This window comes from Shewanella sp. VK101 (assembly GCF_056497865.1).
The window spans coordinates 2084336-2097974 of record NZ_CM151402.1; the positions used below are offsets into that span (position 1 = coordinate 2084336).

The following is a 13639-nucleotide window of genomic DNA, read 5'->3' on the forward strand; positions in this document are numbered from 1 at the left end:
AGATGGAATTTTACTTTCGCCTCAATCTGAGTTATCAGGACTTTTTACCTTACTATCAAGGTATTGCTGAAAATGTTGAGGTCAGGGAAAAGGGTGGCAAGATCCTCTGGATCAACGGCCGCCGTCTACGTCCTTTTCTGACCGCCGATGGTATTCACGGTGAATTCCATCTCAGATTGGACCGGGATGGAAAGTTCATTTCCTTGAAACAACTTTAGAGTAATTACTTAAAACGGTCGACTAAATCAGTCGGCCGTTTTTTACAGCTGTAACAAAGGTTAATTCATTGAAATTAATTGGATTATAGCTGTTAACCTTCACTGTCGTTTGCATACTCAACAAAAATTTAAATCCCTGCGCCTTTCCTGAATGACGGATCCGTCTTAAGTCCTCAAATCTGCACAATAAATTTCTCAGTATCCGCCTTGCTCATCAGCATTAATTGCTGTAACAATGGTGTTACCTGTGAGCTAACAAGATGTTGGTTGAGACTCCTATAACAATTAATCCAGCAGGTTACGGAGAAGCGATAAATGAAAACAGTGATAAACCGTTTTAACAAGTCGGCGCTCGCTTTGGGGGTGGCGTCGGCACTGAGTTTAGGGATGATCCCCAGTGTCGAAGCGGTGTCTTTCAAATGGGGCGATGTGGATGGCTCCTTTGATTCGACCTGGACCTTGGGCGCCAGTTGGCGCGTGGAAGGACGTGACTGGGATGGTCAGATAGGTAAAGTTAACCATCCCAGATTCGACTGGAGTGGCTATTCCGCTTTTACTGATACCAAGTACACGGCTGCCGAGATCTGGGCGCAGCCCGGTTCCTATTCCAGTAACAATGACTTGAGTAATCTCCTCTATTCCAAGGGTGATACTACCTCGGAAATCTTCAAGGGGCTGCACGAGCTGTCGCTCAAGTATGAGAATTTCGGTATTTTCGCCCGCGGCATGTATTTCTACGATCGTAAGCTGAACGACAGGATCTACGATTTCAATGATCCTCTGACCGGCAACCGCTACGACCCTTGCGCCGACAAGCGCGCCGAGGAAGTGCAGTGTAAGGACATCCGTCTGCTGGATGCCTTCGTCTATGCCAACTTTGACTTCAACGATGGTGCCAATCCGCTGACTATCCGTGTGGGTAATCAGGTGGTGTCATGGGGGGAAAGCACGCTGATTTCCCATGGTATTGCGGTGATCAACCCGGTTGATTTGAACATACTCAATGCGCCGGGCGCCGAATTGAAGGAAGCCTTCAGACCGCAGGGTATGGTGTGGGCCTCTTTTGGGGTGACCGAAAACCTCTCGCTGGAAGCTTTCTATCAGTATGACTGGGAGCCTATCTGGGTTCCGACTCCTGGGTCGATTTTCGGCACCAACGACTTTGTCGGTTACGGTGGCTACAACCAAAACGCTCAGCTCGGCTTCAACGCCAACCCGGATATCAATCTCGATTTCCTGACCCAGGAATATAACCGTCTGTCCAACATGATAGCCTCCGGACAGAATATTCCGACCGAGCAGTTAGTGCAGATGGCACTGGCTTATCCCACCAAGGTGACATTGGTGGAAGATGAAGCCGCTCCCAGCGATTCCGGTCAGTACGGTATCAAACTGGGTTATTACGCTCCGGAGCTGGGTGAAACCGAGTTTGGCTTGTACTACATGAACTACCATAGCCGTCGCCCACTCATCAGTGGTACCACGGCGGACTTCAGCACAGGCGCGCTGCTGTCTGATATGGCGGTGCTTGGGCAAAACGCCGGCAATATTAACCGTGAAGTGCTGCTGAGCCTGGACAGCTTCTCCAAGGCCCAGGTGGTTTATCCTGAAGATATCAAGCTCTATGGCTTTAGCTTTAACACCTTGCTTGGTGATACCTCTGTAGCCGGTGAAATCGCACACCGCCAGGATGAGCCACTGCAGATTGATGATGTGGAACTGCTATTTGCCGCTATGCCACAACAGCTTGCCAACGCAGGGCTGAGACCGGATCTTGATGGTTTGTCCCAGTATACTTCCTATGTCAAGGATGTTGGTCCGGGTGAATACGCCGAAGGTTATATTCGTCTCGATACCACTCAAGCGCAGATGACCTTTACCCACTTGTTCGGTCCCACCTTGGGTACCGATAACCTGACCATGCTCGCCGAAGTCGGTGGGGTATGGATCCACGATATGCCAAGTTTTGATGAACTCAGGCTCAATGGTCCAGGCACGGGTCGCAGCGGCGGCAATCCGGATATGCCTGGCATCATAGAGGCGTTGCACAATGGCCCTGAAACCAATCCGTTCCCAACAGATTTCGCCTGGGGTTACCGAATTGTCGCCAAGGCCGATTTCAACAACGTGTTCTCCGGCATCAATATGTCACCTCGAGTGATTTTCTCCCATGACGTTGAGGGTATCACCCCGGATCCTATGTTCCTGTTTACCGAAGGTCGCAAGTCCGTGGCACTGGGACTCAGTTTTGACTACCAGAGCCGCTGGGGCGCGGATCTTTCCTATAACAGTTTCTTCGGTGGGGTAGGCACAACCAACGCGATGGCCGATCGCGATTATGTGTCTTTCAACGTTAAGTTTTCGATCTGATAAGGACAATAAAATGAGAACTATAGCTATATTGTCTGCTGCTGTGATCCTGGCTTTGGGGGCCACCACAGCTGTAGAAGCCAAGATTTCCGAGGCCGATGCGGCAAAATTGGGTACCAGTCTGACTCCACTCGGGGCTGAGAAGGGCCCCAATGCCGATGGCAGTATTCCGGCTTGGGACGGCGGTATTACCACACCTCCAGCGGGCTATCAAAAGGGCATGCACCATCCCGATCCTTTCCCGGATGACAAGCCGCTGGCGACGGTTACCGCGGCCAACAAGGATCAATACAAGGAGTTTTTGACGCCTGGCCAGCTGAAGATGTTCGAAACCTATCCCGACAGCTTTAAGATGAACATCTACCAGACCCGGCGTACCGCTTCTGTGCCTCAGTTTGTCTATGATGCCACCAAGGCCAATGCTACCCGTGCAACTCTGGTAGCCGAGGGCAATGGTGTCGATGGCGCTTCCATAGGTATTCCTTTCCCTGAGCCGGCCAATGGCCTTGAAGCCATCTGGAACCATATCCTCAGATTCCGCGGTATTGATATCGAAACCGAGCGTAGCCAAGCCGCGCCTACCGCCAGCGGCGATTATACTCTGGTGGAAATGGCCGAAGAGATACGCTTCGAATATTCACGCCCGGATGCCAGTCTCGAAGAGTTGAAAAAGAACAATATCTTGTTTGAATTCAAACAGGTAGTTACCCAGCCCGCGCGTCTTGCCGGTACCGCGCTATTGGTGAAGGAAACCATGGATCAGGAAAAGGAACCCCGCCAGGCCTGGACTTACAACACAGGGCAGCGCCGGGTGAGAAAGGCGCCCAACGTGGCCTTCGACACACCAGGTACGGTTTCCGATGGCCTGCGCACCACGGATGATTTCGATATGTTCAATGGTTCGCCTTCCCGTTACAACTGGGAACTGCTTGGCAAGAAAGAGATCTTCATTCCTTATAACGACTACCGTCTGCACTCGGATAAGGTCAAGTACAGTGAGTTGCTCAAGCCAGGTCACCTGAACCCTGACTATGTGCGTTACGAAAAGCACAGAGTCTGGGTGGTCAAGGCCAGCTTGAAAGAGGGAATGCGCCACATCTACAAGACCCGGGTTTTCTATCTGGATGAGGATTCCTGGCAGGTATCAATCGCCGATCTGTACGACAACCGTGACGAACTGTATCGGGTTGCCATGGCTCATGGCCTGAACTACTACGAGGTGCCGACTCACTGGAGTACCCTCGAGGTGTATCACGATCTGCAGTCCCGTCGCTATATCGCCATAGGTTTGGATAACGAAGGCCGTATGTATGACTTCGATGCCAAGTTGTCCGAGGCCAACTTCACCCCGGCAGCGCTGCGCCGCGAAGGGATACGTTAAGCCTGTGGCATCTGTAATGGGAGGCTGAGGTCACCCAGTTGGAAATTCCAGGGGCGCGTGCGCCCCTTTCAACCCTAAGGAAGTCTGTAATGTCGTATCGCATGCTTCAAGCAGCGGCTCTGGGCCTTGGCATACTCACATTCCAGGGCGCGATTTCGCCCCTTCACGCCGAAACGCAATCTGCAACCGGGGCTCTGACCGGCCAGCTGCAGCCTTTGGCGGTTCACTCTTTGATGTTGGATATTGCTCAGGCCGGCAGCACTATGGTGGCGGTCGGTGAGCGGGGTCATATCTTAAGGCTCAGCGCCGATGCCAATCAGTGGCAACAGGTGGCGACACCGAGTCAGGCGCAGTTGACCAAGGTATTTTTTCTCGATGCCAACCATGGCTGGGCCGTGGGCCATGATGCCACCATTCTTGCCACCCAAGATGGCGGGCTCTCCTGGCTGCAACAGTTCAGTTCGCCAGAGCTTGCCCGGCCCTTGTTGGATGTTTGGTTTGCCGACTCGCAAAACGGAATAGCCGTTGGCGCCTATGGTCTATTTCTGCGCACCACAGATGGTGGCCAAAGCTGGCAGAAAGAATTTCATCCCGAGCTCTTGAGCCAAGATGACGCCGATTATCTGGCGGATCTCAAACAGCAGGATGAAGAGGCTTATCAGGCCGAGTCTGACTCTATTCTGCCCCATTTCAATCGGGTCATAGCCCTTGAAGATAAGCGCTTGCTTATGGTCGGGGAGCTGGGAATGGTAGCCATTTCCGAAGATGGCGGCCGTTTGTGGCAGCGACTGGAGTTTATTTATGACGGCTCTTTGTTCAATGCCATAGAAAGGGATAAACAGCTCTATGTGTTTGGCTTGCGAGGACATGCCTTCAGCGCACCGGAAGATATGAGTCAGTGGCAGGAGATAAAGATGCCGCTTGAATCGACCCTCAATGCGGCTGCGCCGGTCAAAGGGGGCCTGCTGCTGGTCGGCAATGGCGGCGCCGTGATTCGTTTGGATAACAACTTACACGCTGAGCTGGTGACCCAGCGCAGAGGGGAAAACTTATCGGCAGTTGCCGTTGACCCCAAGGGCCGGTTATGGATAGCCGGAACCAAAGGGCTTTTCGAACTAAAACAACAATAAAGGGCCATTATTATGTTAGACAGACTGGTCAATGGGATTGAGAGTTTTCTCTTTCGCAATCGTATCGGAGTGATACTGCTGTTTGCGCTGACCACGGTATTTCTGGGCTTTCAGGCCAGTCAGCTGAAAATGGATGCGGCATTTGTCAAAAACATTCCGCTGCATCACCCCTATATGCAGACCTACCTCAAACACCAGAAGCAGTTTGGCGGTGCCAACTCCATTATGGTGGCGGTAGAAGACAGCAGCGGTAATATTTTCAATCCGGCGTTTTTCGACACCCTGAAGAATGTGCATGATCAACTGTTCTTTATTCCCGGAGTAGAGCGCTCTCAGGTGAAATCCCTGTTTTCGCCGTCGACACGTTTTACCGAAGTGGTGGAAGACGGCTTTGCCGGAGGGCCGGTGATCCCGGCGGATTTCAGCACGACAGAAGCCGGGCTTGAGCGGGTCAGAGGCAATATCGAAAAGGCCGGCATAGTCGGCCGTCTGGTGGCAGAGGACTACAGCGCCGCCATGGTGACGGCGCAGCTGATGGACTTTGATCCGCAAACCGGCGAGCCATTGGACACTTTGGCGTTTGCCGCCCAACTGGAAGAGCAGCTCAGAGGCCAGTTTGAAAAAGACGGCATCAAGATTCACATCATAGGCTTTGCCAAGATGGCCGGCGATGTGGCAGACGGGGCCAAAGGGGTACTGCTGTTTTTCCTGATAGCCATTTTGGTCACGGCCCTGATGGTGTATCTCTTCTCCCGCTCTATGGTGTTGACCCTGCTGCCTTTGGTGTGCAGCTTGATAGCCGTGGTCTGGCAGCTTGGTCTCTTGACCGTGGTGGGCTTTGGCTTGGATCCCATGTCGATTCTGGTGCCGTTTTTGGTATTTGCCATAGGTGTCAGCCACGGGGTACAGATGATCAACGCCATCCGCAAGCGGGTCGCCGATGGTCAGAGTACCAAGGTGGCGGCGGCTTCGGCGTTTCGTAGCCTCTTGGTACCGGGCGGGGTCGCCTTGCTGTCGGATACCATAGGGTTTATGACCTTGCTGGCAATCGATATCGGCATTATTCGCGAGCTGGCTATTTCCGCATCGCTTGGGGTGGCGGTGATCATCCTGACCAACCTGGTGCTCTTGCCTCTGGTGATCTCCTTCTTCCAGATAAAGGCCGCGAAAGCGGACGCTGGCACCGAGGCCAAGACAGCGGCCTTTTGGCAAAAGCTCACCTGTTTTGCTACCCCAAAATATGCTGCGGTGGTGGTAGCTGCCACTGCACTGCTTTATCTGGGCGGGTTGCAGCAAGCCGGCAAGATGCAAATCGGCGATCTTCAGGGCGGAGCACCGGCGCTGCATCAGGACTCCCGCTATAACCAGGACACCTTCTTTATTACCGATCATTTCTCTATCACCACAGACGTGATGAGTGTGATAGTGGAAGCCTATCCCGAGGCCTGTACCTATCACTCGGCGCTGGAGAAGATTGACAGGTTCGAATGGTTGGCGCGCAACACCCCAGGGGTTGAGTTTACCGCCAGTATCGCCTCGGTGGCACGCCAGGTGAATGCCGGTTTCAACGAGGGTAGCCCCAAGTGGCAGGTATTGCCCAGGAGCCCGGCCAGCCTGGCACAGTTGGTGTCACAAATTCCTACCAGCACAGGCCTGCTGAACGGCGATTGCTCTGTGATGCCTGTTTATCTGTTTCTTAAGGATCATAAGGCGGAAACCATAGAGCAGGTGGTGAACAAGGTGAGGCTGCTGGCCGCCGAAATGGACGACGACAAGCTGAGCTTTAAACTCGCTTCCGGCCCGGTCGGGGTGATGGCGGCAACCAACGAGGCCGTGGCCGAGGCGCAGCTGCCTATGATGCTGTATGTCTATGGCGCGGTGTTTATCCTCTGCCTGATAAGCTTCCGCTCACTGAAAGCCACGGTTGCAGTGATTCTGCCTCTGTATGTGGTATCGACACTGGCGCAGGCACTGATGACTTGGCTGGATATAGGCCTGACGGTGAGCACCTTGCCGGTTATTGCCCTCGGGGTGGGTATCGGGGTGGACTATGGCATCTATATCCTGTCGACCATGGCCGTGAAACTGCGTGATGGTATGGCGGTGCAGCAGGCCTATTTCGAAGCCTTGATGGAGCGGGGCAGTGCGGTCATCTTCACCGGCCTGACCTTGGCCATTGGGGTGAGCACCTGGTTCTTCTCTGCACTTAAGTTCCAGATGGATATGGGAATTTTGCTTACCTTCATGTTTGTGGTCAACATGCTCGGGGCCATAATTATCCTGCCTGCGCTGGCGGCACTTTTCTGGCGCAAACACAGTTAGTGATGGGGGCAGGGGAAGAAGTTTCTCCTGCCCTTGCTGCATAGTTAGTCTGTTATTCCGATTACTTCTTCACCACTCCCTTCAATATCCCGTCATTGCTGGATTTGTACAGGATGTACCACTAAAATTTTGCTCGAATTATGGTGTGTTTAGTAATACACTGCGCGGCATGACCTCGGTCACAAAAAATTCAGGCCCGGGTCATTCGTCGAAGCATCCATATAATGAAAAAAGCGCTGCCATAGACGCTTAAGGAAACAGCAAAATGGCCTTGAAAGATGCAATGCCTTCAGTACTGCTTGAAAAGGTAGTCAGTTTAATCCACTCCAAAGTCCCTAAAGCACAAGCAAATCAGGTGGAACAGTTCGCCACCTGCCTCTACGCTCACATGTCCAAGGACGATCTCCTGGCCCGTAACGATAGCGATCTCTACGGTGCCGTCCTGAGTCTTTGGAATGCCCTGAACAGCACGCTTTGTGGGGAAACTCACTTAAGGGTATTTAACCCAAGCCAGGCCAAGCACGGCTGGCAATCAACCCACTCCATCATAGAAGTTGTGCAGCCCGATATGCCCTTCCTGGTGGATTCTGTGGGTATGGCCCTCAACCGTTTGGGGATCACGGCTCATATGATGTTGCATACGCCACTGGCCATTGAGCGCCAGGGCACAGACATCAAGCGAGTTAGCTTTGTTAACGACAGCAAGGAAGACAGCGACAAGGTTGCGGTATTCCTGATCGAAATCGACCGCCAAAGCAGCGACAAGGACATAAAACAACTCGAAAAAGAGATAGAGTCCGTGCTCGGTGATGTCGCCGCCGCCGTCAATGACTGGCGCGCCATGTCCGACAAGCTGGCAGAAGTGGCTGAAGAGCTGCCAAAGCGCCCATTCCCCGGTGAGAAAGCCGAACTTGAAGAAGCGACTCGCTTCCTTAACTATTTGAACAACCACCATTTTACTCTGATGGGTTATCGTCGCTACGACCTGCGAAAAGTCGAGGGTGACGTTGAGCTGGTGCCGGATATGGCAAGCAGCCTGGGCTTGATGAACAAACCCGGTAAGGCGCAGCCAGAGCACGGTTTGATGCTGTCTTCTTTCTCTGAATCGGCTCGCCGTGAAGCGCTGGACAACAGTTTGCTGATCCTGACCAAGAGCAGTGCCAAGAGCCGGGTTCACAGACCCGCCTATGTCGACTATATCGGCGTCAAACGTTTCGATGAGGCCGGTAATGTCGTCGGTGAAGACAGATTCATCGGCCTGTATGCCTCCAATCTGTACAACCGCAGCCCGAAAGAGATCCCCCTGCTGGCCGAGAAAGTCCAGCGGGTGATGGACAAGTCAGGACTGGCACCGCGCTCCCACGACTATAAAGCGTTGATGAATATTCTGGAAAACCTGCCAAGGGACGAGATTATTCAGGCAAGCGTCGAAGAGTTGTCGCACATGGCGCATGGCGTGTTGGAGATGCAGGATAGAGATAAACTCAAGCTGTTTGTCCGTAAAGACGGTTTCGGCCGCTTCCTGTCCTGTTTGGTGTATGTCTCCAAAGACAGATACAACACTCGTCTGCGTGAAGATACTCAAAGGATCTTCGCCCAAACCTTTAACAGTAATGAAGAGGTGGAGTTTACCACTTACTTCTCCGAGTCGAGCTTGGCCCGTACCCACTACATAGTTAAAGTCGACAACAACAATAATTTGGAACTCGATGTGGCTGCCATAGAAAACAATCTGATTGAAGCCGCTCGCTCATGGGAAGATAAACTTCAGAGCGCGCTCAACAATTCACTGGGTGAAGAACAGGGCACTCGCCTGTTCAAGCGTTATCTGACTGCATTCCCGCAGAGTTACAAAGACGATGTGCTGCCTACGTCGGCCGTGGTGGATCTGCAGCAACTGGAAGCGCTGGACGATGACCATAAGCTGGGCATGTTGTTCTATCAGCCACAGGAAGCGGCGCCCGGCAGCAACAAGGTTCGTTTGAAGCTGTTCCACAAGGATGAGCCTATCCATTTGTCTGATGTGCTGCCTATGCTGGAAAACTTCGGTCTCAGGGTGATCAATGAGCGTCCCTATGAAGTGAAGAGCACAGATGGCGCAACCTTCTGGATCCTCGACTTCCTGATGACAGTACAGGGCGGTGCCACTGAAAACCTGGCAGACAGCCAGGACAGATTCCAGACCGCGCTGGCTCAGGTTTGGCAGAAAAAACTGGAAGACGACGGCTTCAACCGTATGGTGCTGGCTACCGGGCTTTCCGGCCGCGAAGTGTCAGTGCTGCGCGCTTATGCCAAGTATATGCGCCAAATAGATGCGACCTTCAGCCAGGCTTACATCGAAGAAACCTTCAGCCGTTATCCGCAGATTGCCGATTCGCTGGTGAAGATGTTTATTCGTAAGTTCAATCCCAAGCTGAAGACCCGCACGCTGGATAAGTTTATCGAGCAGATCAATCTGCGTCTCGATGACGTATCCAGCCTGGATGATGACCGTATCATTCGCCGCTATCTGGATCTTATCAACGCCACGTTGAGAACCAACTTCTATCAGCAAGATGCCGCCGGCCAGCCGAAGGATTATATCTCCTTCAAGTTTGCCCCCAACCAGATCCCTGAAATGCCCAAGCCGCTGCCGAAGTTTGAAATCTTCGTCTACAGCCCAAGGGTTGAAGGTGTGCATCTGCGTGGTGGTAAAGTGGCCCGTGGTGGTCTGCGCTGGTCTGATCGCCGCGAGGACTTCCGTACCGAAGTGCTGGGTCTGGTGAAGGCACAGCAGGTTAAGAACACTGTGATTGTGCCCGTAGGTGCCAAGGGTGGCTTTGTTTGTAAACAACTGCCGACCGAAGGCGGCCGTGAAGCCTTCTTCACCGAAGGTCAGGAATGCTACCGGATCTTTATCCGTGGTCTGCTGGATATCACAGACAATATCGTCAACGGCGACCTGGTTCCTCCTGTGGATGTGGTGCGTCACGATGAAGACGACCCTTACCTGGTGGTTGCCGCCGATAAGGGCACGGCGACCTTCTCTGACACCGCCAACGCCATTGCCATCGAATATGGCTTCTGGCTGGGTGATGCCTTCGCGTCCGGTGGTTCCAACGGTTATGACCACAAGAAGATGGGCATCACCGCCCGCGGCGCCTGGGAGTCGGTGAAACGTCACTTCCGCGAAGTAGGTATCGATTGCCAGACCACAGATTTCACCTGTGTGGGTATAGGTGACATGGCCGGTGACGTATTCGGTAACGGCATGCTCTTGTCTGAGCACACCCAACTGGTGGCGGCTTTCAACCACATGCATATCTTTATTGACCCAACGCCGGACTCAGCGACCAGCTTTGTCGAGCGTCAGCGTCTGTTTAATCTGCCTCGCTCCAGCTGGGAAGACTATAACAAGGAGCTGATCTCCAAAGGCGGTGGTATCTTTGCCCGTAGCGCAAAATCCATCAGTTTGACGCCGGAAATCAAGAAGATGCTGGCGACCGACAAGGATGCTATGACGCCGACTGAGCTGATCAAGTGCCTGCTGAAAATGCCGGTAGACCTGATCTGGAACGGCGGTATCGGTACTTATGTCAAAGCGAGCAGTGAAACCCATGCCGAAGTCGGCGACCGCGCCAACGACGGTTTGAGGGTCAACGGTGGCGAGCTTAAGGCCAAGATCATAGGTGAAGGCGGTAACCTGGGTTGTACTCAGCTCGGCCGTATCGAATACGCTGCCAATGGTGGCCGTATCAACACCGACTTTGTCGATAACGTGGGTGGTGTGGACTGTTCGGACAACGAAGTTAACATCAAGATTCTGCTCAACGCCCTAGTGGCCGAAGGCGAGATGACCCTCAAGCAGCGTAACCGCTTGCTGGAAGAGATGACAGATGAAGTCGCTCAGATAGTGCTGCAGGACTGTAAAGATCAGACTCGCACCATCTCTGTGACTCAGGTGCGCGGCGCCGAGCAGCTCAAAGAGCAGATCCGCTTCATCAACTACCTGGAAAAAGAAGGTAAGTTGGACCGGGCACTGGAATTCCTGCCTACAGAAGAGGAGCTGTCCGAGCGTCTGGCCAGCGGCCGTGGTTTGACCCGTCCTGAGCTGTCGGTATTGGTGGCTTACGCCAAGATGGTGCTCAAGGAGCAACTGCTGACACCTGTGATCACAGATGACGCCTGGTTGAGCCAACTGCTGGTGGATTACTTCCCTGGCAAGCTGCAGCAGAAGTATGCCGACAAGATGACTCAGCATCCGCTGCGCGGTGAGATCATTGCTACCTCGCTGGCCAATGAACTGGTTAACGATATGGGGCTCAATTTCGTCCAGCGTATGCAGGATGAGACAGGCGCCTCAGTTGCCGATGCCGCTATTTGTTACACTATGGCTCGCGAAGTGTTTGGTTTGGCAGATTTAACCAAAGCCATTACTGACTTGAACGGCATAGTACCCGCGGTTGTTCAGGGCGAGATGCTGCATCAGCTGCGCCGTAACATGCGCCGTGCCTGTCGCTGGTTCCTGCGTAACCGTAGCCGCGCCATGAGCATAGAGCAAGTTGTTGCCTTCTATAAGCCGGTGTTCGACGAGCTGAAAGCCAATATCCGCTCTTATCTGGTAGCCGATGAGCTGGCGGGTATTGAAGAGGATATCGCCGCACTGGAAAAAGAAGCTGTGCCTCATGAGGTGGCCAGTCTGGTTGCCAACATGAGTACGCTGTTCTCGGCACTGGATATCGCCCAGATAGCTCAGCTGGAGTCCAAGCCGGTTTCACTGGTGGCAGAAACTTACTTCAAGTTGGGCGCCAGAATCGATCTGCACTGGTTCCTGGAGCAGATCGGTGGTCAGCCGGTGGCTAACCACTGGCAGGCACTGGCCAGAGCAGCCTTCCGTGAGGAGCTGGATTGGCAGCAAAGAGCACTGACATCGGCGGTACTGCGTAGCTGTACCGACAGCTGTGAGTCCGATGCCATTATCGAACAATGGGTCGAACTCAATCAGGGCTTGCTGGAGCGCTGGTTCCACATGCTGGCTGACTTCAAGACATCGCAAACCCATGAATTTGCGAAGTTCTCAGTAGCGCTACGTGAACTGAATCTGCTGATCCTGCACTGCGAAGGGCAGAAGTAAGCTATTATAACAATAAGAGCCCTGGCAAACGCCGGGGCTTTTTTTAGGTCTAGGAGAAACCATGTTTTACAAACTCGCACAAAAAGTCATGTTTCAGATGGATCCTGAGCGCGCCCACAACTTTGCCATCAGTAGTCTCAGAACCACAGGTAACTCACCGCTGAACTGCTTTTATGCGCAGCATCTTACCCCGGCCCCGGTCGAATTCATGGGGCTGACATTCCCTAATCCCGTCGGTTTGGCCGCCGGTATGGATAAAGACGGTGAATGTATCGATGCCTTTCATGCCATGGGATTTGGTCATATTGAAGTGGGAACTGTGACCCCAAGACCGCAACCCGGTAACGATAAACCTCGGCTTTTCCGGATTAAGCCAGCCAAGGCAATTATCAATCGCATGGGCTTTAATAATCTCGGCGTGGATAATCTGGTGGCTAATCTCAAGGCTAAAAAATCCAATGCCATGGTCGGTGTCAATATAGGTAAAAATAAAGATACACCGGTAGAGCAGGGGAAAGATGATTATCTGATCTGTATGGACAAGGTTTATGCCTATGCCGATTACATCGCGGTTAATATTTCTTCTCCCAATACACCCGGCCTGCGTACCATGCAATATGGCGAATTATTGGACGACTTGCTGGCGAGCTTAAAAAACAAACAAACAGAACTGGCAGAAAAGCATGGCAAGTATGTACCCATAGCATTAAAAATAGCGCCGGATCTAACCGAAGAAGAGATCGAAAAGATCGCCGAGTCATTATTGAAACATAAGTTTGATGGTGCCATAGCGACCAATACCACTTTGACCCGTGATGGGGTCAGTGGCCTGGCCAACTCCAACGAGACAGGTGGCCTCAGCGGTAAGCCGCTGAACAAGTTGTCGACCAAGGTGATCAAATATCTGGCGCAGTGTTTGAAAGGTGAGATCCCGATCCTGGGGGTAGGCGGTATTAATAGCGCCGAGGATGCTCTGGATAAATTGGATGCAGGAGCAAGCATGGTGCAGATCTATTCCGGCTTTATCTATCAAGGGCCAAAATTAATTAAAGATATTGTTGACGCTTATAGATCCAAATAAGTTAAAAAACACTCAAAGGGATCG

Annotated in this window: 7 protein-coding genes; all 7 read left to right on the forward strand. The window is 52.7% G+C overall.

The genetic code is table 11. The annotated features are described in order from the left end of the window. Window positions 1-2: 2 nt before the first annotated feature. Entirely contained in the window at window positions 3-218 is a 216-nt protein-coding gene (locus ACSHSR_RS09485; RefSeq protein WP_025011156.1) for a DUF2835 domain-containing protein, read from the forward strand. Between the two features lie 315 nt (window positions 219-533). Beyond that, the gene (locus ACSHSR_RS09490) at window positions 534-2588 is read left to right on the forward strand and encodes a DUF1302 domain-containing protein (protein WP_028781454.1); all 2055 of its coding nucleotides are present in this window, start codon (window positions 534-536) and stop codon (window positions 2586-2588) included. 13 nt (window positions 2589-2601) lie between these two features. Beyond that, window positions 2602-3969 (forward strand): DUF1329 domain-containing protein, encoded by a 1368-nt coding sequence (locus ACSHSR_RS09495; RefSeq protein WP_025887720.1) that lies wholly within the window; start codon window positions 2602-2604, stop codon window positions 3967-3969. 89 nt (window positions 3970-4058) lie between these two features. Continuing rightward, a complete protein-coding gene (locus tag ACSHSR_RS09500) occupies window positions 4059-5099 on the forward strand; it encodes a WD40/YVTN/BNR-like repeat-containing protein (protein ID WP_107352035.1) in 1041 nt (346 codons plus the stop codon). Window positions 5100-5111: 12 nt separating this feature from the next. Further along, window positions 5112-7421, forward strand: a complete 2310-nt coding sequence (locus tag ACSHSR_RS09505; RefSeq protein WP_123116414.1) for an efflux RND transporter permease subunit — start codon at window positions 5112-5114, stop codon at window positions 7419-7421. 265 nt (window positions 7422-7686) lie between these two features. Then, window positions 7687-12534, forward strand: coding sequence for an NAD-glutamate dehydrogenase (locus tag ACSHSR_RS09510; protein WP_479631448.1), 4848 nt, complete (start codon window positions 7687-7689; stop codon window positions 12532-12534). Between the two features lie 61 nt (window positions 12535-12595). Continuing rightward, window positions 12596-13615: a quinone-dependent dihydroorotate dehydrogenase gene (gene pyrD, locus ACSHSR_RS09515; protein ID WP_107004908.1), complete on the forward strand. Its 1020-nt coding sequence runs from the start codon at window positions 12596-12598 to the stop codon at window positions 13613-13615. The last annotated feature ends 24 nt before the right edge of the window (window positions 13616-13639 follow it).

Coding starts and splice junctions, on each gene's coding strand:
- ACSHSR_RS09485 (WP_025011156.1), top strand. CDS start 3: ATGGAATTTTACTTTCGCCTCAATCTGAGTTATCAGGACTTTTTACCT.
- ACSHSR_RS09490 (WP_028781454.1), top strand. CDS start 534: ATGAAAACAGTGATAAACCGTTTTAACAAGTCGGCGCTCGCTTTGGGG.
- ACSHSR_RS09495 (WP_025887720.1), top strand. CDS start 2,602: ATGAGAACTATAGCTATATTGTCTGCTGCTGTGATCCTGGCTTTGGGG.
- ACSHSR_RS09500 (WP_107352035.1), top strand. CDS start 4,059: ATGTCGTATCGCATGCTTCAAGCAGCGGCTCTGGGCCTTGGCATACTC.
- ACSHSR_RS09505 (WP_123116414.1), top strand. CDS start 5,112: ATGTTAGACAGACTGGTCAATGGGATTGAGAGTTTTCTCTTTCGCAAT.
- ACSHSR_RS09510 (WP_479631448.1), top strand. CDS start 7,687: ATGGCCTTGAAAGATGCAATGCCTTCAGTACTGCTTGAAAAGGTAGTC.
- pyrD (WP_107004908.1), top strand. CDS start 12,596: ATGTTTTACAAACTCGCACAAAAAGTCATGTTTCAGATGGATCCTGAG.